Annotated in this window: 22 protein-coding genes; 20 read left to right on the top strand and 2 right to left on the bottom strand. The window is 46.4% G+C overall.

Features of this window, described 5'->3' with window-relative positions:
- The first annotated feature begins 12 nt into the window (after window positions 1-12).
- The 8 genes from ACESZH_RS06365 to ACESZH_RS06330 all read left to right on the top strand — a co-directional run bounded on the left by ACESZH_RS06365 (window position 13) and on the right by ACESZH_RS06330 (window position 9,475).
- Window positions 13-1,020: an ABC transporter permease gene (locus ACESZH_RS06365; protein WP_373213041.1), complete on the top strand. Its 1,008-nt coding sequence runs from the start codon at window positions 13-15 to the stop codon at window positions 1,018-1,020.
- Between the two features lie 34 nt (window positions 1,021-1,054).
- Window positions 1,055-2,071 (top strand): sugar ABC transporter substrate-binding protein, encoded by a 1,017-nt coding sequence (locus tag ACESZH_RS06360; protein WP_373213043.1) that lies wholly within the window; start codon window positions 1,055-1,057, stop codon window positions 2,069-2,071.
- Window positions 2,072-2,107: 36 nt separating this feature from the next.
- On the top strand, window positions 2,108-3,610 hold the full coding sequence (locus ACESZH_RS06355) for a sugar ABC transporter ATP-binding protein (protein WP_373213045.1): 1,503 nt from the start codon (window positions 2,108-2,110) through the stop codon (window positions 3,608-3,610).
- A gap of 342 nt (window positions 3,611-3,952) precedes the next feature.
- On the top strand, window positions 3,953-5,314 hold the full coding sequence (locus ACESZH_RS06350) for a uroporphyrinogen decarboxylase family protein (RefSeq protein ID WP_373213048.1): 1,362 nt from the start codon (window positions 3,953-3,955) through the stop codon (window positions 5,312-5,314).
- 141 nt (window positions 5,315-5,455) lie between these two features.
- Window positions 5,456-6,385 carry a GTP-binding protein gene (locus ACESZH_RS06345; protein WP_373213051.1) on the top strand — a complete coding sequence of 310 codons (930 nt, stop codon included), beginning with the start codon at window positions 5,456-5,458 and terminating at the stop codon, window positions 6,383-6,385.
- A gap of 47 nt (window positions 6,386-6,432) precedes the next feature.
- Window positions 6,433-7,002, top strand: coding sequence for a DUF5714 domain-containing protein (locus ACESZH_RS06340; RefSeq protein WP_373213054.1), 570 nt, complete (start codon window positions 6,433-6,435; stop codon window positions 7,000-7,002).
- 31 nt (window positions 7,003-7,033) lie between these two features.
- Complete coding sequence (locus tag ACESZH_RS06335; RefSeq protein WP_373213057.1) at window positions 7,034-7,399, top strand: PadR family transcriptional regulator; 366 nt, start codon at window positions 7,034-7,036, stop codon at window positions 7,397-7,399.
- Window positions 7,400-7,471: 72 nt separating this feature from the next.
- Complete coding sequence (locus ACESZH_RS06330; RefSeq protein WP_373213058.1) at window positions 7,472-9,475, top strand: hydantoinase/oxoprolinase family protein; 2,004 nt, start codon at window positions 7,472-7,474, stop codon at window positions 9,473-9,475.
- A gap of 3 nt (window positions 9,476-9,478) precedes the next feature.
- Here ACESZH_RS06330 and ACESZH_RS06325 read toward each other — a convergent pair whose 3' ends face one another.
- The gene (locus tag ACESZH_RS06325) at window positions 9,479-10,729 is read right to left on the bottom strand and encodes a PocR ligand-binding domain-containing protein (RefSeq protein ID WP_373213059.1); all 1,251 of its coding nucleotides are present in this window, start codon (window positions 10,727-10,729) and stop codon (window positions 9,479-9,481) included.
- Between the two features lie 205 nt (window positions 10,730-10,934).
- Between ACESZH_RS06325 and ACESZH_RS06320 the strand changes: the two genes are divergently transcribed.
- The 12 genes from ACESZH_RS06320 (at window position 10,935) to ACESZH_RS06265 (ending at window position 25,313) form a co-directional block, all read left to right on the top strand.
- Window positions 10,935-11,588, top strand: coding sequence for a corrinoid protein (locus tag ACESZH_RS06320; protein ID WP_373213062.1), 654 nt, complete (start codon window positions 10,935-10,937; stop codon window positions 11,586-11,588).
- 102 nt (window positions 11,589-11,690) lie between these two features.
- Entirely contained in the window at window positions 11,691-13,886 is a 2,196-nt protein-coding gene (locus tag ACESZH_RS06315) for an ASKHA domain-containing protein (protein WP_373213064.1), read from the top strand.
- 102 nt (window positions 13,887-13,988) lie between these two features.
- Window positions 13,989-15,500 (top strand): sugar ABC transporter ATP-binding protein, encoded by a 1,512-nt coding sequence (locus ACESZH_RS06310; RefSeq protein ID WP_373213065.1) that lies wholly within the window; start codon window positions 13,989-13,991, stop codon window positions 15,498-15,500.
- Window positions 15,500-16,492, top strand: a complete 993-nt coding sequence (locus ACESZH_RS06305; protein WP_373213067.1) for an ABC transporter permease — start codon at window positions 15,500-15,502, stop codon at window positions 16,490-16,492. Before ACESZH_RS06310 ends, ACESZH_RS06305 begins: the two co-directional genes overlap by 1 nt.
- Window positions 16,493-16,494: 2 nt before the next feature.
- Complete coding sequence (locus ACESZH_RS06300) at window positions 16,495-17,496, top strand: ABC transporter permease (RefSeq protein ID WP_373213069.1); 1,002 nt, start codon at window positions 16,495-16,497, stop codon at window positions 17,494-17,496.
- Window positions 17,497-17,586: 90 nt separating this feature from the next.
- Window positions 17,587-18,609 (top strand): substrate-binding domain-containing protein, encoded by a 1,023-nt coding sequence (locus tag ACESZH_RS06295; protein ID WP_373213072.1) that lies wholly within the window; start codon window positions 17,587-17,589, stop codon window positions 18,607-18,609.
- A 139-nt stretch (window positions 18,610-18,748) separates the two neighbouring features.
- Window positions 18,749-19,060 carry an L-rhamnose mutarotase gene (gene rhaM, locus ACESZH_RS06290; RefSeq protein ID WP_373213074.1) on the top strand — a complete coding sequence of 104 codons (312 nt, stop codon included), beginning with the start codon at window positions 18,749-18,751 and terminating at the stop codon, window positions 19,058-19,060.
- A 93-nt stretch (window positions 19,061-19,153) separates the two neighbouring features.
- Complete coding sequence (locus tag ACESZH_RS06285) at window positions 19,154-20,137, top strand: AraC family transcriptional regulator (RefSeq protein ID WP_373213076.1); 984 nt, start codon at window positions 19,154-19,156, stop codon at window positions 20,135-20,137.
- Window positions 20,138-20,242: 105 nt separating this feature from the next.
- Window positions 20,243-21,544: a BMP family ABC transporter substrate-binding protein gene (locus tag ACESZH_RS06280; RefSeq protein WP_373213078.1), complete on the top strand. Its 1,302-nt coding sequence runs from the start codon at window positions 20,243-20,245 to the stop codon at window positions 21,542-21,544.
- Between the two features lie 135 nt (window positions 21,545-21,679).
- The gene (locus ACESZH_RS06275) at window positions 21,680-23,224 is read left to right on the top strand and encodes an ABC transporter ATP-binding protein (protein WP_373213080.1); all 1,545 of its coding nucleotides are present in this window, start codon (window positions 21,680-21,682) and stop codon (window positions 23,222-23,224) included.
- A complete protein-coding gene (locus ACESZH_RS06270) occupies window positions 23,214-24,320 on the top strand; it encodes an ABC transporter permease (protein WP_373213083.1) in 1,107 nt (368 codons plus the stop codon). Before ACESZH_RS06275 ends, ACESZH_RS06270 begins: the two co-directional genes overlap by 11 nt.
- A complete protein-coding gene (locus ACESZH_RS06265; RefSeq protein WP_373213085.1) occupies window positions 24,321-25,313 on the top strand; it encodes an ABC transporter permease in 993 nt (330 codons plus the stop codon).
- 80 nt (window positions 25,314-25,393) lie between these two features.
- Here the strand turns inward: ACESZH_RS06265 and ACESZH_RS06260 are convergent, their stop codons facing one another.
- Complete coding sequence (locus ACESZH_RS06260) at window positions 25,394-26,071, bottom strand: GTP pyrophosphokinase family protein (protein ID WP_373213088.1); 678 nt, start codon at window positions 26,069-26,071, stop codon at window positions 25,394-25,396.
- Window positions 26,072-26,085 lie beyond the last annotated feature (14 nt).

Raw genomic sequence — 26,085 nt, 5'->3', positions numbered from 1 at the left:
TAGGAGGACATTATGAAAGAAACAAAATCACAAGGCAGGATCAAACAGATTCTTTCAAGAAGCGAAACGACCGTAATACTGGCGGTGCTGGTTCTTGGAATCATTTTTACGGCTTTCTCTGACAGCTTTCTGACAGCTTACAATGTGTTCAATATGAGCAGGACAGCAGCTATTTACATTTTCATCGCCATTGGTCAGGCGCTGGTAGTGATCGTAGGGGGCATGAACCTGGCACTGGGATACCAGGGCGGACTGACGGTAGTCATCACCGGATACTGCATGGAAATCCTTGGCCTTCCGGCAATCGTAGCTGTACTGGCAGGTCTTCTGACCGGTATCCTGACCGGCGTTATAAACGGATTGATCATCACGAGACTGAAGCTGAACTCTTTCGTTGTAACACTGGCAACATCCTTTATTTATACTGGCCTTATCAACGGTATTTCACAGGGACATCCCTACAATGATATTTCAGAAGGATTTACCTATATCGGACGTGAAGGACTCCTTAATGTACCATACCTTTTATGGCTTGCAGTGATCGCGCTTGTCATCCTGGCTTATGTGTTCCGTTTTACCGTAACAGGCAGACGTTATCTGGCTTCCGGCGGCAACCTGGAGGCAGCAAGACTGTCCGGTGTGAATACAGACAAAATGATCATTCTGGCAAATGTGGGCTCCGGCTTATTTGCAGCCATAGCAGGTATCCTCTGGATCTCCAGGACAGGCTCTGCACAGCCTACAACCGGTTCTGACTGGATGGTTATTTCTTTCGCTGTTGCGGTTATCGGAGGTACCCTGTTAAAGGGCGGTGTATTTAACTCCATCGGCGTATTCTTTGCAGGCTTCCTGATCGTTATGGTGAAAAACGGACTGGTTATGCTGAATGCAAACGTATATTACGAGCAGACATATCTGGGATTGATCCTGCTGGTAGCTGTATCTCTTGACAGTATCAAACAGATTATCGCAAACAGAAAACTGAAACAAGAACTGAAAAAACAATATGAAAGCAAATAAAATAAAATATAAATACCAAAAGGAGGAAAAAGGTATGAAGTTCAAAAAATTTGCAGCAATGGCAGTCTGTGGAACAATGGTTATGGGTATGGTGGCTCCATCCGTAGTAATGGCGGACGAAACAAAGATCGCATGGTATGCTCCTGCACCGCATCCGTATTTTGATGAGGTAAAAAAAGGTGTTGAGCAGTTTGTTGAGGACACCGGAGTAGAGGTAGACATCCAGATCGGACCGGACTGGACACAGGCAAGTGAAAATGAGAAGGTTGAGGCGCTGGTAGCGCAGGGTGTAAACGCTATCTCCATCTATCCAAGCGATGCTTCCGGAGCAAACGGACTTTATGAAGAAATCCATGACAAGATGGGTGTAAACATTATCAACTTTGGTACTGATACAGAGAAGCCGACCACCGCATCCTTTGCAGTAGCAACAGATGTTAAACAGGCAGCTATGGACGCAACAGAAGCCCTGATCCAGATGATGGGTGAAAAAGGAAACATTCTGAACGTCCTGGAGGTACTGGAGGACCCGAACACCACACTTCGTAAAGAGGGTGTAGAGGAAGTTGTTGCAAAATATCCGGATGTAGAGATCATCCAGGAGATCGCAGGGATCAAGACCCAGGAAGAGGCTGTAAGCAAGATCGAGAGCGCTCTGACTGCAAATCTTGGAAACATCAATGGTATCATCTGTACAGGTATGATCTCCAGCGTTGGTATGACCCAGACCTTAGACGATTTCTATGCAAAACAGAGCGATGCTGAGCACATTTACGCAATCGGTATTGATACAGATGACGGTGTTATGAAGGGAATTGAAAACGGAACTGTTGATGCAACCATCGCACAGAACTCCATCGGTCATGGCTATATTTCCTGTATGGCACTGAAATACCTGGGAGAGGGCTATACGGTAAAGGATGACCAGTACTTTATCGATTCCAAAACAGTACTTGTGACCAAGGACAACATGGACACATACCAGGATGATCTGGATCAGGTAACCCAGGGTATTCTGGATGAACTTACAACTACATATTTAACAAAATAAAGTCACCAGGGACAGGAAGATTGTGAGGTAAAAGCTATGCTGGAATTGAAAAACATAAGTAAGATATTTCCGGGTGTCAAAGCACTGGATAACGTTTCCCTGTCTTTCAAAAAGGGAGAAATTCATGCACTGATGGGTGAAAACGGTGCAGGAAAATCGACATTGATGAAGATTATCACAGGAATTTACCAGCCGGATATGGGTGGGGTTTACCTGGATGGAACAAAGGTTGAAATGAAATCCTACAGAGACGCGGTAGACCATGAGATCAGTATGGTAAGCCAGGAAATCCAGATCATACCGGAAGCTACGGTTGCGGAAAATATTGTGCTTGACAGAATTGACAAGTTTCAGAAGGGGCGCAGAATTGACTGGAACCAGATTAATGAGACAGCCAAAAAGTATCTGGATATGGTAGGGCTGGACGTCAGTCCTGTTGAAAAGATCCAGCATTTGACAGCAGCCCAGAAGCAGTTGATCCAGATTGCAAAAGCTCTGTCGGCGCAGGCTCAGTATATCCTTTTGGATGAGCCGACCTCATCCCTGACTACCTATGAAAGCAATAACCTGATCAAGCTGGTAAAGGTTTTGAAGGAAAACGGCGTGGGAGTCATCTTTGTCTCCCACAAGATCGAGGAAGTCATGGAGCTGTGTGACGTGATTTCTGTCCTGCGGGATGGCAAATACGTAGGCACAAAGAGCTGTAAGGAAATTACACGCCAGGACATTGTAAAGATGATGATCGGTCGTGAAGAATCCACAGAACATATGGGCTTCCTGGATGTTCAGGATGAAGTGGTCCTTGAGGTAAAGGATGCAGTTGCCTATGGAAGGGCAAAGGGCGAAAGCTTTAAACTGAAAAAAGGCGAGATCTTAGGCTTTTATGGACTGGTTGGTTCCGGAAGAACGGAGCTGGCAAGGCTGATCGCAGGCATTGACAAGATGGATTCCGGAGAAATCCTTGTCCATGGACAGAAAGCGCATATTACATCGGTCCAGGACAGCATAGAAAAATATAAGATTGGCTATGTTTCCGAAAACCGTAAAGAAGAAGGCCTGATTCTTGATTTCTCTGTGGGAGAAAATCTTTCCATTGCTATACTGCCCCAGATCATCAACAAATTCCGGAAGATCGATATTAAGGAAGAAAATAAGATCATCGACTTCATGGTAAATAAAATGAAGGTAAAGACTCCCAGTGTAAAGACAAGCGTAGGAAGTCTTTCCGGTGGTAACCAGCAGAAGGTCAGCATCGGAAAATGGCTGGCAGCAAACTGCGATATCCTGATCATTGATGAGCCGACCGTGGGTGTAGACGTAGGTGCGAAAAAGTATATCCACGACCTGATCTGGTCACTGGCAAAGGAGGAAGGAAAGTCCATTATCCTGATTTCCTCCGATATGCCGGAGATGATTACTCTTGCCAGAAGAATCCTGGTATTTAAGGACCAGGAGATCGTGGGAGAGATCAACGATCTCAATGAAACAGAGAGAAAATACGAGGATGTCAGTCTGGAAATCGGAAGACTGATGGCCTAAGTAAAGAGAAAACGGAGCGGCTGCCTGGGCTGTTCCGTTTTTAATATGAAAAAATTATAGATTAATGCAGGCATTCCATCAGGAAAAACGGAGGATTTTGAAAGAAAAGCAAGCAATTCTGCGGAAAATTACAATATGTTCCAAAAAAATTACCAAAATGCTTCGGGAAAGAGAAAAATAGATATTAGACATGGTCTAAAGAATTGCGTTTTTGCGAGTTTTTATTGAATTTTGAGACGTAATTTGTCACTTCGACCGGAGCTATTGAAAAATAAATTTTAGAACTTATAATGAAATTAAGAGTTAACCGTACTAAAAAAATAAAGAAAGGCGGACATGAAAATGACACCAAAAGAGCTGATTTTAGCAACCTTAAGACATGAGGAGACCCCGCAGGTAGCCTGGGTTCCCTTCGCAGGAGTACATGCCGGACAGTTGATAGGCTGCAACGCAAGAGAGGTGCTTTCCAACGGAGACAACCTGTACAACGCACTGATGGAGGTACATAAGCTTTACAAACCATCCGGACTTCCCATTATCTTTGACCTCCAGGTAGAGGCTGAGTGCCTTGGCTGTGAACTGACATGGGCAGATGACGCACCGCCGTCTGTTTCCGCTCATCCTATGGAAGACGATGAGGACCTGGTAACGCCATGTGACTGTACCATCCCGACAAAGGAAGACGGACGTATCCCCATGATCCTGGATGTTATGAAGCGTGTAAAGGAGACACTGGGAGAGGAGACTGCGCTGTACGGACTGATCTGCGGACCGTTCACACTGGCTGCACATCTTCGCGGAAATGATATTTTTATGGATATGTTTGATGATCCGGAGGCTGTTGAGGACTTCCTGGATTACTGCTGCAAGGTGGCAAAAGCAATGGCTGGCTACTACATCGAGGCAGGAATGGACGTGATCGCGGTAGTAGACCCGCTGATCTCCCAGATTTCCTCCAACCATTTCGAGGAATTTATGACAAAGCCGTTTACAGAGCTGTTTGCACATATCAGAGAGCTGGGAGCATGCTCCTCCTTCTTTGTTTGCGGCGATGCTACGAGAAATATCGAGGTTATGTGCCATACAAAACCGGATGCCATCTCTGTGGATGAAAATGTAAACCTTCTGGCTGCAAAAGAGATCACAGACAAATACAATGTCTGCATCGGAGGAAATATTCCGCTGACAACCATTATGCTTCACGGAACACAGCAGGACAACATGAAATATGTGATCGACCTTCTGGACAGCATGCCGGATAAGAGAAACTTCATCCTTTCCCCTGGATGCGATATGCCATATGCAGTACCGGTAGAAAATACCATCGGCGCTGTACAGGCAGTGACCCAGCCGGATGAGGTTCGTGAGATGGTGAAAAACTATGTGGCAGTGGATGATGACATCGAGATCGAGCTGCCGGATTATGACAATCTTACAAAACCGTTCATGGAAGTATTTACCCTGGATTCCGCTACCTGCGCAGCCTGCACCTATATGATGGGAGCTGCTACAGAAGCAAAGGCAACCTTCGGCGACCAGATTGACATGATCGAGTATAAATTTACAGAGAAAGAAAACATTGCCAGATGCAAGAAAATGGGCGTAAAGAACCTGCCGTCCATCTACATCAACGGTCAGCTTAAATTCAGCTCCATCGTTCCGTCCAAGGAAGAGCTGGAGGCAGCGATCAAGGAAGTTCTGTAATCCCTGCAGTTCACAAAAATAATACAAATAATAAATAAAAAGTCATAGTAATAAAAGGAAAAGTCTCCTATAATGAATATAGTTATCAGACATGGTCTGATAAAAGGTTCGTTATAGGAGACATTTTTTGGAGGTGAAAAAGTGTCCGGATTATATTTAGTGACAGGCTTCCTTGGAGCCGGAAAGACAACATTTTTGAAAAATTTTATCCGGCTTTTTCAGGATCAGAGACTTCATATTATTGTAAATGAATATGGAAAAGAGGGAATCGACGGCCAGCTTCTGAAAGAGGTGGGAACCGTTCTGGATGAGATCAACAACGGCTCTATCTTCTGCTCCTGCAGACTGGACAAGTTCGAGGAGGTCCTGCAAAAAGCATTAAGCCAGGAGCCGGATGTGATCATTATTGAGGCATCCGGGTTATCCAACCCTACTAACGTGAGAAAGATCATGGCGCAGAAGGATAAATTCCAAAATCTTGAGTATATGGGAAGCATCTGCCTTCTGGACGCTAAAAGATTCCATAAAGTATACCGTACCGCTACTGTGGTGAAAAAACAGATCAGCATCAGCGACATTATCCTGATCAACAAAACCGATCTGGCAAGCGAGGAGGAGTTGGAAAATGTCCGGCAGATCATCCGGGATCACCGTCCTGATATCCCGGTGTTTGAGACAAGCTTTGGAAAGATCGAGGATCAATGGCTGGAGGAAATGGAAAAGCCGCCGCTGACGACAGAAAAACCGGAGATCCAGACAAAGGATATCACCCTTCGCAGCTACATATTAAGAATAAATGATTCTTTTACTCCCTATGAATTGGAGAAATTTGTAGAAATGTTTCTGGAGGATACCTATCGGGTAAAAGGCTTTGTAAGCCTTCAGGGAAAACATTATTTTCTGGACTGTGTGGGAAATCTGTTCCGGATGGAGGAATATGACAGAGAAGTAAGTGGGATCAATGAGATCGTGGTCCTGGCAGGAAACGGACTTCCTGCGGCAAAGAGCATTAAAGAAGCTATGAAATGGTATCCCGGCAAAGTTGACAGTTTTGGACCTGCCAAAAAATAAGGGAAACCGCGGCGCCGGATCCAGGGGAAAGGCAAAGGAGGAACGAAATGGATTATTACGTGGCAATAAAAGAAAAATGTATGGGATTTCTGGAGGAAAAGGAGACACGCACCATCTGGGAATGGGCCATGGAATGTATGGATTTGGAGGGCCTGCCTATGCACTGTCCCCAGCATCACTTTCTTTTTCCAGCCGTACTGCTTACCGCCTGTGCCCGTGAGGACGGTCAAAGTGAAGAAAAGCTTTCAAAAATGCTGAACGAGGCGGAAAAGAGGGCAAAGAAAGTCCTTGGCGGCTTCTGCGGCTATTATGGAAACTGCGGAGCCGGTGTAGGGGTGGGGATCTTTCTCAGCGTTTATACGGAAACCTCACCGCTATCAGACAAGAGCTGGCAGTGGGTGAATGAGGCTACGGGAAGAAGCCTGATCCACATTGCTTCTGTGGAAGGTCCGAGATGCTGTAAAAGAAACGGATTCCTTGCTTTTGAGGAAGCTGTGGAGATCATTCAGGAGCGACTTGGGATCGAATTAAAAAAACCGGAAAAAATCACCTGCCATTACTTTTCGGATAATAAGGAATGTAAAAAGGAAAAATGCCCTTATTATCCGGGAAAATGAAATGGCTTGATGAGTATATTGGAGGATTGTTTTGAAACAGGAAGAAAAAAAGTGTGCCTGTAAGGGAGGAAATCTGGAACGGTTTATTCAGCCGATCATTCTGCAGATCCTTATGGATGGACCGGAGACGGGCTATGGGATCTTCAAGAAAATGGGTGATTTTTCCATGTTCCGGCAGGACAAACCTGATGTGACAGGAGTATACAGATATCTCCGGGTCATGGAGTCAAGAGGACTTCTTTTGAAGTTCGAAAGCCGGGAAGGGGAAAATAAGTATAAGATGAAGTTCCGTATTACCGAAGACGGAAGAGAATGCCTCTCAAACTGGCGAAAAACATTGGCTGAATACGCGGACTCGATCATGGATCTGGTCAGCAGAATAGACCAGTGCGTGTAGCAGAATTACAATAAATAAGCGGCAGCTGCTGTACGGCGGAAGGCTGCCAGAATAAAAAGAAGGATTTAGACAATGATTGGAATCGGCATTGATACCGGAGGCACCTATACGGATGCTGTGGTATATGAGATGGAGAAACAGCAGGTCCTGGCAAGCGGTAAGTCTCTGACTACAAAAGAAGATCTGAAAATTGGGATCGGAAATGTGCTGAAGAAGCTGCCGGAGGAATACCTGCGTAAATGTGGGATGCTGGCTCTTTCCACCACACTGGCTACAAACGCCTGCGTGGAGGGAAAGGGCGGACGGGGAAAACTGATCCTCATCGGAATTCCTAAAAAGAATTTTCAGGAAACATATGCTTCCTACGGAATTGATGATCCGCAGGATGTTTACCTTCTGGAATGTGATCTGTATCATTCCGTGGAGAAAAGTCAGCAGCCTGACTGGGAGCGCTTTGAGAAGGAATTGCCGGAATTTCTGGAAAACTGTGACGGTCTGAGTATCGTGCAGGTTTTTGCCAGGGAACATCACGGCGCGTATGAGAAAAAAGCTGAGGAGATCGTGAAAAGGTACAGGAACCTTCCGGTCATACTGGGGCATGATCTGTTCCAGGACTTGAATGCTGTGAAAAGAGGGGCAGGAGCGCTTTTAAACGCCCGCCTTGTGCCGGTAATATGCGAGTTTCTGGCAGCAGTAAAGCAGGTGTTCCGGGACTTTCATCTGGAGTTGCCCACGATTATTGTGCGAAGCGATGGTTCTCTGATGAACGAGGAATTTGCAGGAAGGCGTCCGGTTGAGACGCTTCTTTGCGGTCCTGCAGCCAGTGTGGTGGGTGCTGTCCACCTTACGGAAGAGCCGGATGCAGTGATCGTGGATATTGGAGGAACCACCACAGATGTGGCAATCGTAAAAGACGGAGTACCCAAAAAAGCAGAGGACGGAATTCAGATCGGAAGCTGGAAAACCTTTGTAAAGGGGCTGTATGTGGACACCTTTGCCCTGGGCGGCGATACAGCAGTCCACTACGACGATGAGGGGAATCTTTATCTGGAGGATTACAGGATCATCCCTCTTTGCTGCCTTGCCAAGGATCATCCGGAAGTGCTGGAAAAGCTGAGAAAGCTTCAGGAGGAGAAGCGGATATCCGAGTTTTACCTCCACGAATTTTTATGTCTGCAGAAAGAGCTTCCCGAAAGCACCGTCTATACAAAGGTGGAGCGGGGGCTTTGCCGGGCGTTAAAAACAGGCCCGCTCAGTCTGGAAGAGGCTGCAGATGCTGTGGACAGGGAGATCTACGAAATAAATACAGCCAGGCTGGAAAAGGAAGGCTTTATTCTCCGGGCCGGGCTGACGCCTACTGATATTATGCACCTCCGCGGAGAGTTTGAGGCGTTTGATCGGGAAGCCGCTCTTTATGGGGCAGAATTCGTGGCGCGTTCTTGCGGAATTGACAAGGATGAGCTTGGAAGAGTGGTCTATGATCTGATCACAGAAAAGCTTTTCTGCAATCTGGCAAGGATCCTGCTGGAATTTGAATATGAGGGGCTTGCCCTGACGCAGAAAAGCAAGGATCTGGACGACTTTTTGAAGGTACTGTACAGAAAAGCACGTCAGGAAAAAAATGCGTTTTTTGGCACGATTTTCCGCACAAAGGCAGTATTTGTAGGGATTGGTGCGCCGACCCATATTTTTCTGGATGAGGTTGCCGGACTTTTCGGAACCCATGCGGTGATTCCTCCTCACGCCGCGGTAGCAAATGCCGTAGGGGCTATTGTGGGGAATGTAACAGTGGATGCCCAGGTGATCGTTAAACCGGTAAACTTTCAGAATGCGTCGCCGGACTATATGGTTTTGGGAGAGGAATCCGTGGTCTTTGAAGAGCACGAGGAAGCTCTTGCATTTGCAAAAGAAGAAGCCCTCCGCAAGGCTGTCCGGCAGGCGCGGAGCAGAGGGGCAACGGGAGAGCTGATGGAGAAAATTGAAATCTCCAAAAAGGAGAGCATATTGAAGTTGGGCAGTCTTCTTCTGGAGGAGACCGTCCATGCGATCGTGCAGGGAAAGATCGGACCAGGCTGAAAATCAGCGGTACTGCTTAGGGGTCAGGCCAGTGTACTTTTTGAATACCTTTGAAAAGTAGCTCTGATCCTCAAAGCCTGTTGCCAGTGCGATATCAATGATGGAATAGTCTGTGTTGGCAAGCAGACGTTTGCTCTCCTCGATCCGAACCATGTTCAGGTATTCCTTGAAGGAGGAGCCTGTGGACTGTTTGAACAGGGTTGAAAAATACGCCGGATTCAGGTGTACGTGACCTGCCACATCGTCCAGTGTAAGGTTCCGTGTGAAGTTTTTGGAAATATAGCGGATCGCCTTTTTGGTAATCTCATTGCTCTTGCTGGGAATGTAGTTAAACATGCAGTCTGTAAAGACGTCAATGGTTTCCTGGAGCTTGTAACAGAGATTGTCAAGAGTATCAATATCCTGGAGATCCTTGAGAAATTGATTGTTTATTTTTAAGATGCTATCGCTGGTGGCACCGCCTTCGATGGCAGCACGGGATAAGAGGGAGGAAAGCTCCATGGCGCGGGACTTTACCACCTCCAGATTATTGCCCTCAGCAAAAAATACATAACCCAGGAGATCGTTGAGAAGGGCCTTGGACTTTTCGGTATCTCCTGTTTTAAGCTTCGTGATCAAAGCCTTTTCCTTTTCATAGGGATAGGCTTTTTGATTAATATGGGTGGTTGCCTTATACATCTGGATGGATTCGTTGATCTTGGACTGCTGGGAAAGCTTATTGTGATTCAGGACAAAATTGCTCTTGCTGTCCGTGACCAGACCGGAACACATATAGTAAAGCAAACGGCTGATATATGTAACTCTGGCAGGCTCAATGATCGGAAGCTTGTTGGCCTCATCGTACATTTCCAGAATGTTGACCGTGGGAATATCGTATTTTTTGGAAATGTCAAAAAGCAGGAGGGAATCCGGATTGTCCATCAGGAAGGGACCTGCCAGAATGGAGCCGAGCAAAACCCCGTTATTGGACAGGGGGAATACAATATGATTCAGGTTGGAATGGCAGGAGAAGATATAGGTTTCACCAAGGCTCATGGCAAGCTTTCCGGCGTTGGAATGGAGTTTGGCGCAGGATTCCGTTGAGGGCAGAAACTGCTTAAAAATGCTGCAGTATTCATGGATCTTTCCAAAGCTGTCCAGAACCTCACCATGTTCATCGAGAACCTGGATCGGAAGGTCAATACACTGGTAAAAGGTTTCCAGCAGTTCGTGAAGTGATTGCTTCTTAATGATGGTATATAGTACAGGCTGCATAAAATTCTCTCCTTAATTCCAAAAAAAATACAAAAATTGCGTTTGCAAATATTATATTACAACAAAAAACCAAAAAAATATATAGATTTTCTAAAAAATAATCAAAAAAAATTTGGGATTGACGGTATAATAGGATTCATAAAAACAAGCGGAGATTTGGAGGCTTGCGGAACCTCCAAAGAAAGCGACCATAGGAGGTAGAGTAATGGCAACAGCAATTGTAGAAGAGATTTCTGAATTTTTACAGAAAGGCCGTGCAAAAAACGTTAAGAAACTGGTTGAGGAAGCTTTAAACCAGGGTGTTGATGCAAAGGAGATCCTGAATGATGGACTTCTCGCAGGTATGATGATCGTAGGTGGAAAATTCAAGAGAAACGAAGTTTTCGTACCTGAGGTTCTGGTAGCAGCCAGAGCAATGACAGCAGGAATCACCATTCTGGAGCCGAAGCTGGTAGAGGTAGGAAACGAGCCTATCGGAAAAGCAGTGATCGGTACTGTAAAGGGTGACCTTCATGATATCGGAAAGAATCTTGTTGTTATGATGATGAAGGGCGCTGGTTTTGAAATCTATGATCTGGGAACAGATGTTGATGCAGATACTTTCATTGCAAAAGCAGAAGAGGTTGGAGCAGATGTAATCTGTATGTCCGCACTTCTTACGACAACCATGCCGAACATGCAGGGCGTAGTCGATGCACTGAATGAAAAAGGACTTCGTGACAAGTATATCGTAATGGTAGGCGGAGCACCGGTTAACCAGAGTTTTGCTGATCAGATCGGAGCAGACTATTATACAGAGGATGCTACTTCCGCTGCAGAGGCAGCAAAAGCTGCTGTAGAAGCAAGAAAAGCTTCTTAATATAAACTGAAGAGTCAAACAGAATCGAGTACCAAAGGGGCTGTTAGGAAAGGCGATTGCCTTTTTGTAACAGCTCTTTTTTTGTAAAATGGGGGTAATTCAATGGAGAAATTTTATGAAATTGACGGCCTTGCGGCAAAATTGAATAAACAATCAGTCCTGAAAGCAATGGAATGCTATGAGGACAGTCCGGTGTACGAGGAAGTGATGCAGGAGTATGACGAAATCCATGAGGAGATGCTGGCGCTTGCAGAACCGGTGGGAATCCTGGGAGTGGGAACCATGCCGAAAGAAATTGCGACAAAGGCATACAAGGAGGGAACACCTATCATCTATGCGGTCATCAGCATAGGCGATGGAATCAAACAGTGCAGTACAAGAGGCTTCCAGGAAGGAGATTATGTAAAAGGCATGTTATGCGATGCCATTGCCGATGAAGCATTGTTTTCCCTGGAGGGCCGGATGATGGAAAAGCTTCAGGAGGTATGCAGCGAGCATCACGTTGGAATCCTGAAACGGCTTGAGGCGCCTCATGACATTTCCATGGAATCCCAGAGAAAAGCATGGGAGTACCTGGAATTACAGAAACGATTTGGCATTGATATCAGCAGCGGCTATATGTTTGATCCGGTAAAGACATCCTGCCAGGTATTTATTCTGACAGAAGATGAAACGGTTTTCAAGGCACAGCATGACTGCAGGAAATGCCCCAATGTAAATTGTAAGATGCGGAATATCCCGGATACTGAGGTAACGGTGAAAAAAGGGGAAGAATCCAGAAAAATCGTGGTAAAGGGGACGGAATCCCTTATGTCAGCCCTGATCCGGGAGGGATACTATATCAGTGCGCCCTGCGGCGGAAAAGGACGATGCGGCAAGTGCGGGATCCGGGTTCTGGATGGGGAAGTCCTGATCACGCCCGAGGATGAAAAAGCCTTTTCCAAAGAAGAGCTGGAACAGGGATGGCGTTTGTCCTGCGAGGTTTATCCCATGGAGGAGCTTACCGTTTCCTTTGAGCTGGGAGACGAATCACAGTTTGAGATCCTCAGTGAGCACCAGAATGAAAACAACGGGGAAATCTCCGAGGAAAGCGGCTATGACATTGCTGTGGATATCGGTACTACCACCATTGCCATGGAGCTGATAGGCCGCGACAGTAAAAGGAGCCTGCATACAGTGACTGCTATAAACGGACAGAGAGCTTACGGCGCAGACGTGATCTCCAGGATCCAGGCATCCATAGACGGCAAAAAAGAAGAGCTGCAGGCCAGCATCCGTAAGGATTTACAGAATGGAATCCAAAGACTGGTCAAAGAAGCGGGAATCCCTGCCCAAAAGGTGGGAAGAGTTTCTATCGGCGGCAACACCACAATGGGTCATCTGCTGATGGGCTACGATTGTGATACACTTGGCGTATTTCCATTCACACCTGTAAATATTGACTTTATTAAAGGAAGCTATGAAGAAATAATCGGAAGCAGTGAGCTGTCCGCGGAGGTGATCCTCTTGCCAGGCATTTCCACTTATGTAGGCGGGGATATTGTGTCAGGACTTTACGCCTGCGGATTTGACAAGACAGATGAGATCTGCCTTCTTGTAGACCTGGGAACAAACGGGGAAATGGCTCTTGGAAATAAGGATAAGATTCTGGTAACCTCCACTGCCGCAGGTCCGGCTTTTGAGGGAGGAAACATTACCTGGGGAATGGGAAGCGTGCCAGGTGCCATCTGCTCTGTGAAAATAGAGGGAGATAAGCCTGAGATCATGACGATCCAGGATAAGGCTCCGGTGGGAATCTGCGGAACAGGCGTTGTGGAGACGGTTGCGGAGCTGGTTAAGGAAGAGCTTGTTGAGGTAACCGGTCTGATGGACGATGATTATTTCGATGACGGATACCCGCTGGCAGAGACAGAGGATGGCAGAGAGATCGTTTTCACCCAGGATGATGTAAGAGAGATCCAGCTTGCAAAAGCAGCTGTGCGGGCTGGTATGGAAACGCTGGTGGTATGCTACGGAATTGACAAGAGCCAGGTGAAGAAGGTTTATCTGGCAGGAGGATTCGGCTATAAGCTGGACAAAAACAAGGCTGTGGAGATCGGTATGTTTCCGGAGGAATTCAGAGACAGGATCGAAACTGTGGGAAACAGCTCTCTGGCAGGGGCAATGGAATATCTGGGAGATGCGTGTTCGGAGGAGCGTATCGGCAGGCTGACAGCAGTATCTGAGGAGATCAATCTGTCTTCTGACAAGTTTTTTAATGAGTGTTATATGAATTCCATGCTTTTCGGAGACGAGTAAAATTGAAAAAAATTTTACCCCGATTCCAAATATTTTCCCGTTTCGAAAAAAGGTACCGGATGTTAAAATAGTACCAGATTAGAAAAGGGAGGAGAAAGAGCTGTGTCTGAATATGTTCTTGAATTAAAAGGCATTACCAAGATTTTCCCGGGCGTAAAGGCATTAAATAACGTACAGTTTCAGTTGAAACCCGGTGAAGTCCATGCACTGATGGGCGAGAATGGTGCTGGTAAATCTACCTTTATCAAAGTAATTACCGGTGTACATAAAGCCGAAGAAGGCGAAATGTTCCTGAATGGCCAGAAGGTAGACTTCAAGGGACCGAGGGATGCGCAGGCAGCAGGTATTGCAGCCGTTTATCAGCATGCCACGTCCTATCCGGATTTAACTGTAGCAGAAAATATTTTCATGGGCCACGAGATCATTAAAAATCATATGATCCAGTGGAAAGCCATGAACGATGAGGCAAACAAGCTTTTGCAGCAGTTGAATGCAGACTTTAAGGCAACTGCTGAGATGGGAACCTTAAGTGTTGCCCAGCAGCAGATGGTTGAGATCGCAAAAGCATTGTCTACCAATGCAAGGATCATCATCCTGGATGAGCCTACTGCATGTCTGACAAAGAGAGAGTCCGAAGAGCTTTACAGAATTGTTGATAAACTGAAAGAAGAGGGCGTTTCCATTATCTTCATTTCCCATCGTTTTGAGGATATGTACCGTCTGGCAAGCAGAGTTACCGTATTCCGTGATTCCCAGTACATCGGAACCTATGATGTAGATGGAATTACAAATGCAGATCTGATCAAAGCCATGGTTGGTCGTGAGATCAATGATCTGTTCCCGAAACCAAAGGTAAAACTGGGCGAAGAGATGCTGCGTATCGAGAATCTCTCCCGTGTTGGTTTCTTTAAAAATGTTTCCTTTAACGTTCATGCCGGAGAGATCGTGGGTCTTACCGGTCTGGTAGGCGCAGGACGTACAGAGGTTATGGAGAGCGTATGTGGAATTACCAATCCTGATGAAGGTAAGGTTTACCTGGAGGGACAGGAGATTCATATAAAGAAACCGTCCGAGGCTATGGATAAGGGTATCATCCTTCTTCCGGAGGACCGTCAGAAGCAGGGCCTTATCATGAGCTGGGGACTGGGCCGGAACGTAACACTCCCGACCATCAGCAAATATGCAAAGCGCGGCCTGAATGACGAGAAGAAGGAACGTGAACTTTCCAGAGACCTTCTTGAGGAAGTTGATACAAAAGCCGTTGATATTTTCCAGCCGGCAAGCTCTTTGTCCGGTGGTAACCAGCAGAAGGTTGTTGTTGCCAAGGCTTTAAGCCAGGAAATGAAGGTTGTTATCATGGACGAGCCGACCAAGGGTGTTGACGTTGGTGCGAAAGCCGAGATCTATGCTATCATGGGCGAGCTTGCAAAGAAAGGCTATGCCATTGTCCTGATTTCTTCTGAAATGCCTGAGATCCTGGGTATGGCGGATCGTATTATCGTTATGTGCAACGGCCGTAAGACCGGAGAACTCAGCAGAGAAGAGGCAACTCAGGAGAGAATCCTTGAACTTGCTATGGAAAAAGGCACAACAGTAAAGGGGGCGGCTAAATAATGGAAAAGAAATCTTTCATCAAAAAGATAACAGGTTCCCGTGAGGCCCTGCTTGCGATTATTTTGATCCTGCTTTTCGTAGCGATCACGATAAAAAGTCCATCCTTCCTGACTCCAAAGTCTCTGATGGATTTGGTAAAAAACAATGCAGTTACCATGGTTATGGCACTTGGTATGCTGTGCGTTATGCTGATCGGCGGTATTGATATTTCAATCATGTCAACATTGGCGCTGTCCGGTATGGCTATTGGTATGCTTCTGAAATATGAGCATATTTCCAATACCTTCCTGGCATTTGTCATTGCCATCCTGATCGGTATTGGATGCGGACTTCTGGTTGGGCTTGTTATTTCCAGGGCAGACGTTCCTCCGATCATTGCGACCATGGGCTTTATGTATGTGTTCCGTGCTATGGGCTACCTGATTTCAAACGGTGGTGAGTGGGCAGGAGCAGCAGCTCTTGGAAGCTTCAAGAATTTTGCAACAACAAGTATTCTGGGAATTAACGCTGTTATCTGGGTTATCATTGTTTGCTATGTGATCTTCTTCATCTTTATGAAGTGGACAAGAACAGGACGTAAGATCTACGCTGTAGGAAGTAACCCTAGCGCAGCAGAGGTTTCCGGTATCAATGTAAAAAATATTAAACTGATGGTTTACATGATCATGGGCTTCCTTGCCGGTTTAGGCGGTGCTCTTCAGGTTTCTATCTACGCATCCGCAATGCCTGATATGCAGCAGGGCGGTGAGATGGATGTCATTGCAGCATGTGTAATCGGCGGTGTAAGCATGAGCGGTGGACGCGGTACTGTAATCGGCGCGCTCCTTGGTTCTCTGATCCTGGCGACTATCGCCAAAGCCCTTCCGTTGGTAGGATTCGATGCTTTGTGGCAGAACACCATCAAGGGTATCATGATCCTGGTAGTTGTTGTAGTCAATGTTGTTCTGCAGCGTATTACCGACAGAAATGCATTAAAAGGAAGGGAGATGTAATCATGGCCGGAAAATCTGGAAGAAGTATTAACAACGTGCCGGAAAGTCCGGTGAAACGGATGATATTTAGCTGGGAAGGCGTTCTGGTCATCCTGTTTGTCTTAATTAATGTTTTCTGTGCATTTTATTCAGAGTTTTATAACGTAAAGAACCTGCTCCGTCAGATGCCGGTTTACCTGGCTGAGGTATTCCTTATGCTTCCGATGGCATACATTCTGGTTCTGGGCGAGATTGATATTTCCGTTGGTTCTATCGTTTGCCTTTCCGCAACCATGAGTTGTATCGTATGCAACACAGGTGCTCCGTTTATCGTAGTAGTTCTGGCTTCACTGGTTGTAGGTACCATCTGCGGTGCTGTAAACGGCCTGATCCTGACAAAGTTTCAGGAGCTGCCGCCAATGATCGTGACACTGGCTACACAGATCATCTTCCGTGGTATCGCTGAGATCGTACTGGGAAGCGGCGGAAGTATTTCCGCTACGAACACAGACGGCTTCCGCGCTATCGGCGGAAAAGTCGGAAGTGTACCGTACATTCTGTTCCTGGTACTGATCCTGGGCGTGATCGCAGCAATTATTTTAGGAAAGAGCACATTTGGACGCCGTGTATATGCAATCGGTACCAACCGTACCACAGCATATTATTCCGGAATCCATGTACAGAAGATCCGTATGATCATCTACACAGTTATGGGAACTGTTTCCGGACTGTGTGCACTGTTCCTGGTATCCTCCTCTTACGGAGCAAATACCACAACCGGTAACGGTTTTGAGATGGATGCCATCGCTATGGCAGTATTCGGAGGTATCTCCTCCACAGGTGGTAAAGGTAATCTGGCAGGCGGTATCATTTCCGCATTCATCATCGTGTGTCTCCGTGTTGGTCTGGGACAGAAAAACGTACATGCACAGGTTATCCTGTTGATCCTTGGTCTCCTTCTGATCTGTGCGGTTGCACTGCCGAATATCATCGGAGAGATCAAAAAGGCAGCAAAGAAAAAATAAGCCACATCTTATCACGTTGCTAACTGCTCTGCGATGAGACAGAGCAGTTACAAATAAAAAACTATATTATTCCAAGGGAGGAATCATCACATGAACAAAAAATTAGTAAGCGCGCTTCTTTGTGGAGCAATGGTTCTGGCAACAGCTACTCCGGCATTCGCTGGTGCTGCAGACGGACAGAAAATCGCACTGGTTGGAAAATCCGCTGGTAACGCATTCTTCGAAATCGCTGCATCTTCTTTCGTAGAGACAGTTGAAGCAGAAGGCGGCACAGTAGAGGTTGTTTATCCTGAAACTGCTACAGCAGACGCTCAGATCAAGGTTCTTGACAACCTGATTTCTCAGGATTTCGATGCAATCTGTATCTCCGCAAACGACGTAAACGCTCTTCAGGCAAAACTGGAAGAAGCTATGGACGCTGGAATCAAAGTATCTTCCTTCGACTCTGCTCCGAACGCTGACAGCCGTCAGGTATTCGTAAACCAGGCTGGTACTGTTGCTGTAGGACAGGCTCTTATGGATGCAGTTCTTGATATCACAGGCGGCGAAGGCCAGTGGGCAGTTCTTTCCGCTACATCTCAGGCAGCTAACCAGAATGCATGGATCGATGCTATGAAGATCATCATGGAAGGCGATGAGAAATACAGCAAACTTGAGCTTGTAGAAGTTGCATACGGCGATGACGAGCCTCAGAAATCTACAGACCAGACAGCAGCTCTTCTTGAGAAATATCCGGATCTGAAAGTTATCTGCGCTCCTACAACCGTTGGTATCGCAGCAGCAGCTAAATATCTTCAGGACAATGGTTCCGCTTGCAAACTGACAGGTCTTGGACTTCCGTCTGAGATGATCGAGTACACAGGTGCTGATGATGAGCATTCCTGCCCATACTTCTATCTGTGGGATATGCAGGGCCTTGGTAAACTGAGCGCATATGCAACAAGCGCACTGATCAGCGAAGACATCACAGGTGCTCTGGATGAGACCTTCACCGCTGGTGACCTTGGCGACTACACCATTACTGAAGCTGATGACGGCGGCACAGAAATCGTTCTTGGCGAGCCTCTGCAGTTCAACAGCGACAACATCGAAGAGATGGCTAAACTGTACTAAGAAGTGCACAGAAAAGGCGCTGAGCTTTTTCAAATATGATAAAATCCTTTTAAAAATGGGACGGGGCTTTGATAAGTCCCGTCCTGTTACAATTCAGCCCATTTAGAGTATTTCAGGCAAAACAAGGAGGAAGCTTGTAATGATCAAAGGTTTTAAAATGAAATTATTCCCGGGACAGGAAGCAGAGTACGAGAGAAGACATAATCTTCTCTGGCCGGAAATGAAAGACATGATTCACGAGCACGGCGGAAAGAATTATACTATTTTCCTGGACAAGGAAACCCTGACTCTGTTCGGATATATTGAGATTGAGGATGAAGAACTGTGGGCAAAGGGTGCCGATACGGCGATCAACCGCAAATGGTGGGACTTCATGGCTGATATTATGGAAACAAATCCGGATAACAGCCCGGTAAGCATTGACCTGCAGAATGTATTCCACCTTGACTAAAAACAGGGAGAGAGTGTTACGGAAAGAGTAACACTCTTTTTTCAGTAGATAAGTAGTGTTGGATTTGATTTGAAGTTACGGAGTCAGAGGCGTATGCAGAGAGAGTTATTGGAAAAGCTGAGGGAGATCACAGAGGAGGAGCAGAGAATTCTGGACGGGGAGGGGCAGGTGGATCAGGATCTGTACACTTCAGGAAAGGAATTCACTGTAGACAGTGGAAAGATGCTGGAGGAGGGTAAGCTGATCGCGGTGCGCACCCACACCCGGTTCGTGTATTTTCCCTCTCACCGCCACAATTATGTAGAAGTGCTTTATGCGTGCGAAGGTGAGCTCATCAATGTGATAGACGGCAAACAGGTCACGATCCGCAAGGGAGAGCTTCTGTTTCTGAATCAGTTTACCCGCCACGAGATCCTGCCGGCAGGAGAGAATGATATTGCCATTAATTTCATGATCCTTCCGGAATTTTTCGATGTAGCATACTCCATGGCTGGCAGCAACAATGTTCTGGCTGATTTTGTGGTAAATGTCCTGAGAAGAGACGAGGAGAGGGGAGAATATCTGCATTTTAAGGTGTCTGAGGTTTTGCAGATCCAAAATCTTCTGGAAAATATGATCTATTCTCTTGTGACAGGAAAGGGCGAAGACAACAGGATCAATCAGACTACTATGGGACTTATTTTTCTATATCTGTTAAATTCTGTCCAGTATGTGGAAATGAGAGTACCGAACCAGTACGAAAATATGATCTCCATGTCAACATTAAAGTATATTGAAGAAAAGTACCGCACCGCTACACTCACGGAGCTCTGCAGCCAGCTCCACCTGCCCATGCACATCTTAAGCAAAATGATCAAGAAAACCACAGGATTCAATTTCAAGGAGCTTCTTCAGCGGAAGCGCTTAAGCAAAGCTATGGAACTTATGTGCGATACGGATCTGCCCATCAGCGATATCATAGCAGCAGTCGGCTATGAAAACAACAGCTATTTCCACCGGGTGTTCAAGGAACGCTACCACATGACACCCAGAAGCTTCCGCATAGAGAATCGGAAAAATAACAATATCCGAATTTAATATTTTTCTCCGTTTTTTAGAAAAACAGTTGACATTTATTTTGAAAGAAAATACAATGAATTCGATAGCAATGTTAAAAATTGCAATAAAAAAGGAGGAAGTTTTATGAAAAAAAGCATGAAAAAAGTTGTCAGCCTTCTTCTTGCAGCAGTGATGGTCATTTCCATGATCGCATTCACTTCTGTTGTTTATGCCGCTGATGACAGCGTAGAGGTTGACCCGGATTTCAAAATGGGCGTTATTCTCGTAGGCGATGAGACAGAAGGATACTCTATGGCTCATATCCAGGGAATCAAAGAGGCAGCCGCAGAAATCGGCCTTGATGACAGCCAGATCATCTGGAAGTACAAAGTTCCTGAGGATTCTACCTGCTATGATTCCGCAGTAGACCTTGTGGGACAGGGATGCTCACTGGTTATCTCCAACAGCTATGGACATCAGACATACATGGTACAGGCTGCAATGGAATATCCGGACACAACATTTGTTGCTATGACAGGTGACTTTGCCGCAATCAGCGGATTAGATAATTTCAAAAACGCATTCACAAATGTTTATGAAGCACGTTACGTATCCGGTGTTGTAGCCGGACTTAAGCTGAAAGAGCTGATGGAAGACGGAACTCTTACCGCAGAGACCCAGCCGGACAGCTTTGATGCGGACGGCAATGTAAAAATCGGTTATGTAGGCGCATTCAGCTATGCAGAGGTTGTTTCCGGATATACAGCATTCTACCTTGGCGTTAAGAGCGTGGTTCCGGAAGTTGTTATGGAAGTAAAATATACAAACTCCTGGTTTGATATTGACAAAGAGGGCGCAGCAGCAGAGGCTCTGGTTGCAAATGGAGCCGTAATGGTTGGACAGCATGCAGACTCCACAGGAGCACCGGCTGCTACCCAGAAGCTTCTGGATTCCGGCAAAATCTGCTACTCTGTAGGATACAACATCGACATGTTGGAGACAGCTCCGACTGCAGCACTTACATCTGCCACAAATAACTGGGCTGTATATTATAAGCATGCGATCGAAACCGTTATGGGCGGCGGAGAGCTTGAGGCAGACTGGTCCAAGGGTTACAGCGATGGTGCTGTTGGTATCACCGCGCTCGGCGAATCCTGCGCAGAAGGCACTGCTGATTATGTGGCAGATGTGGAAGCTAAATTGCAGGATGGTTCCCAGCAGGTATTTGATACCTCTACCTTTACAGTTGGCGGCGAGGAAGTTACCACAGCAGAATGCGACCTTTCCTTCCTGGATTTCACTACAGATCCTGCAACTGTTGTATATGAGGGAGAAACAGTTGAGGCTATTGAGGATGGACATTTTGCAGAGTCCGTATACAGAAGCGCTCCATACTTCTCACTGCGTATCGACGGCATCACAGAGGATGCAGAGGCTGTTGAATAATAGTATTGATCGTTACTGAGAACAGTAACTATTGGTCAACGGATTTTCAAAGGGGAAGCTTAAAAAAGGCTTCCCTTTTTTTGCAAAAAAATATATAATGAAAGCGACTAATACTGGGAAGGGAGGCACAACGATTTGGAGTATGCGATTCAGTTAAAAAGCGTAACGAAAACATTCGGAAAAGTTGTTGCCAACAAAAATGTTAATTTAGATGTAAGAAAGGGAGAAATCCTAGCACTTCTGGGAGAAAACGGAAGCGGCAAGACGACTCTTATGAACATGATCTCCGGCATTTATTTTCCTGACGAGGGAGAGATCCTGATAAACGGGCGGCAGGTTGAGATCCGTTCCCCAAAGGATGCCTATGACTTGGGAATCGGTATGATCCATCAGCATTTTAAGCTGATCGATGTGTTCACCGCTGCGGAAAACATTGCGTTGGGTCTTGATAAAAAAGAAAAATTCGACTTAAAGGCAGTTAAGGAAAAAGCACGGGGAATCTGTGACAAATATCATTTTGAACTGAATCTGGATCAGAAGGTTTACGAGATGAGCGTTTCCCAAAAACAGACTCTGGAAATTGTCAAGGTGCTGTACAGAGGCGCTGACATCCTGATTCTGGATGAGCCTACGGCTGTACTGACACCGCAGGAGACAGAGCGCCTTTTCGAGGTGATCCGCAATATGAAGGCAGATAATAAATCTGTTATTATCATCACCCACAAGCTTCACGAGGTTTTGGAGATTTCTGACCGTGTAGCCATTTTGCGCAAGGGAGAGTACATAGGAACTGTGGAAACAAAAGAAGCTACAGAAGGTTCTCTGACAGAAATGATGGTGGGCAAAAAGGTAGCGCTGAATATCCAGCGTTCCCAGCCAGTAAACCCGGTAAAACGGCTTTCTGTTTCCCATCTTACGGTGTACAACCGGGAGAATGTAAAGGTGCTGGACGATGTAAGCTTTGATGCTTACGGCGGAGAAATCCTGGGCATTGCAGGTATTTCCGGAAACGGACAGAAGGAGCTTCTGGAAGCCATTGCAGGGCTTCAGATCACGGCGCAGGGCAGCAGTATTGAATTCTTTGAAAAAGGAAAGGAAAACGAACCGCTCCAGCTTGTTGGAAAAACACCGAAAAAGATCAGGGACGCAGGGGTTCATCTTGCCTTTGTTCCGGAGGACCGTCTCGGTATGGGACTGGTAGGCTCCATGGGCATGACCGGAAACATGCTTCTGAAAAGTTATGGCAGCGGACGTTCCTTCCTGACAGATATGAAGGCTCCGAAGAAAATGGCGGAGAAGGTAAAGGATGAGCTGGAGGTTGTTACCCCGAGCATCAATACGCCGGTATCCCGTCTTTCCGGCGGAAATGTGCAGAAGGTCCTGGTAGGCCGTGAGATTGCGGAGGAGCCGACTGTTCTGATGACTGCTTATGCGGTAAGAGGTCTGGATATCAATACCTCCTATACGATCTACAACCTTCTGAACGAAGAAAAAGGCAGCGGTGTTGCGGTCGTTTATGTAGGAGAGGATCTGGATGTGCTGATTGATCTGTGCGACCGGATCCTGGTACTTTGCGATGGAAAGGCAAACGGCATCGTGGATGCCCGGACGACTACCAAGGAAGAAGTGGGACTTCTTATGACAAATCTAAGGAAGGGCGGTGCCGCAGATGAGCAGTGAGAATAGAAAATTAAAGGAGCCGTTTGTGCGTATCATAAAGCGTGACGGCGCCACTATTGGAAATAAGATCGTGATCCGCGCGGTTGCCATTCTTCTGGCACTGGTGGTGGATGCGGTGTTTATCTTTTCTGTAACAGGGTTGAATCCGCTGGCCGTATATGGCGTTATGTTTAACGGAACCTTTATGACCTCGATCCGTTTTTCCTGGGCAATGCGTGACCTGGTAACGCTTCTGTGTATCGGTATCGCTCTTGCGCCTGCTTTTAAAATGCGTTTCTGGAACATAGGAGCAGAGGGACAGGTTTTGATGGGCGGCCTTGCTACGGCGCTTGTGATGGTCAAATGCGGACAGAGCCTTCCCACCCCGGTTCTTTTCCTGGTGATGTTTCTGACCAGCATCATCGCTGGAGGTGTGTGGGGCCTTATTCCAGCTGTTTTCAAGGCATACTGGAATACAAATGAGACACTGTTCACCCTAATGATGAATTATGTGGCTACCAGCATCGTGGCATGTATGACAAACATTATGCGCGGTAAGGCATCAAGCCTTGGCAAGCTGAATATGTCCACCCAGGCAGGCTGGTTTCCGCAGTTTCTGGGACAGAGATATAATATCAACATTCTGATCGTGCTGATCCTGATGTTTGTGATGTATTTTTACCTGAAATACTCCAAGCAGGGCTACGAGATTTCCGTAGTAGGTGAATCAGAGAATACTGCGCGTTACGCAGGTATCAATGTAAAACGTGTAACTATCCGTACCATGATCATTTCCGGTGCGATCTGCGGACTTGCAGGCTTTCTGATCGTTGCAGGAAAGGACCAGACTATCTCCACAGCCTCCGCAGGAGGCCAGGGCTTTACGGCAATTATTGTGGCGTGGCTGGCGAAATTTAATACCTTCTATATGGCTCTGATCTCCTTCCTTTTGATCTTCCTGTCAAGAGGTGCGGCAGAGATCGCATCTGCATACAGCCTGAATGATTTTGCGGCAAGTATTATTGAAGGCATCATCCTGTTCTTTATTCTGGGCAGCGAGTTTTTCATCAACTACAGGATGATATTCCGTGGTTCAAAGCATAAGGAGGTACGCTAAATGAGTAATTTGATTGCATGGATCATCCGGGCAATTCCTTTCGGAACGATCATTATGTTTGGTTCCATGGGTGAGATCATCACGGAGAAATCGGGAAACTTAAACCTTGGTGTTCCGGGAATTATGTATCTGGGCGGCTTTGCAGGATTCGCAAGCTCCTACTATTATGAAAAAATGTCAGAAGATCCAAAAGGATGGGTCTGTATTCTGATCGCACTGTTTGCCGCAATCGTGGCATCCATGCTGGGAGGTCTGATCTACAGCTTTTTGACTATTACCCTGCGTGCAAACCAGAACGTAACCGGTCTGGCGCTGACTACCTTTGGCATGGGTGTGGCAAACTTTTTCGGCGTATTTATCCTGAACGGGGCCAGCTACACGGCTGCGCCTCTGGCATATGCCTCCTTTTCAAAAAAAATCCCTTTCCTTTCTTCAAAGTTTGGGGTGATAAGCAAAACTGTATTCTCCTACGGTTTCCTTGCATACGGAGCGATCATCATTGCCATTGTTCTGCATTATGTGCTGAATAAGACAAAGGTGGGATTGAATCTCCGAGCTGTCGGGGAAAATCCCGGTACTGCAGATGCAGCGGGAATCAATGTTACAAAATATAAATACCTTGCAACCTGTATCGGAGCAGGTCTTTCCGGAATCGGCGGCCTGTACTATGTACTGGATTACAACCAGGGCATCTGGGCGACTACAGGGCAGATCGAGGCGCTTGGCTGGCTTGCTGTGGCACTTGTTATCTTTACCACCTGGAAGCCGTTAAATGCAATCTGGGGAGCTTATCTTTTCGGAATGCTTTACTGGCTGTACCAGTTCCTTCCAAGCATCCTGGGCATCAAGGTGGCAAGCTACGTGACCGACCTGGTACAGATGGTGCCTTATGTGGTTACCATTGTGGTACTGGTGGTGGTAAGCTTCCGAAAGAAAAAGGAGAACCAGCCTCCGGAAAGTCTGGGACTGTCTTACTTCCGCGAGGAGAGATAGTGGTTTCGGCGAATGCCGGAAATAAAATATAACGGCGATCAAAAAGGGCGGCTCTTTCAGTTGAGCCGCCCTTTTTAAGATCAGATATCATGAAATTTTCCAATCATATTTTTGATACTCTGCATTTCGTTGTCCATTTCAATGACAGCCTGGGCGGACTTTAGCAGCTCCTTGCTGATACTGTCATAGCCCTCCATCTCCTCAATACCCTGTTTGTACCGAAGCTGATGCTCTAAAGTGGCCCAGAAATCCATTCCGTTTGTGCGGATCTGGATCTCTGCCCGCACAGGAGTTTTTCCCTTGGAGAAAAACACGGGAATCTCTACGATCATGTGATAGCTCCGGTAACCATTAGGCTTGGGATTTTTAATATAATCCTTTACCTTAATGACCTTGATATCATCCTGGTTTGCCAAAAGGTCGGCAACGGTATAGATATCATCGATAAAAGCGCATACAACCCGGATCCCGGCCACATCATTCAGCTTTGTCCGGATGTTTTCAGCCGTGAATTCGCAGCCAAGCTTTTGCAGCTTCCGGTAGATACTTTCCGGTTTTTTGATTCTGGTCTTGATAAAGGAGATGGGATTTCTTTTATATTCCACGGAAAATTCATCATCCAGTACCTCAAGCTTTGTCCGAATTTCCCGTATGGCACATCGGTACATCATCATTAAGTCGCCGAATTTCGCCGCATTATTTATGAAATGTTGAGGATCTGAAGTCTCCAGCCATGAAGGCCCTTTCGTTTCACTCATATTGATACCCTTTC

The organism is Ruminococcus sp. 5_1_39BFAA, from assembly GCF_964240875.1.
GTDB lineage: Bacteria > Bacillota > Clostridia > Lachnospirales > Lachnospiraceae > Blautia_A.
Note: the sequence above shows the minus strand (reverse complement) of the source record. Positions and strands in the feature narration are given on the sequence as shown.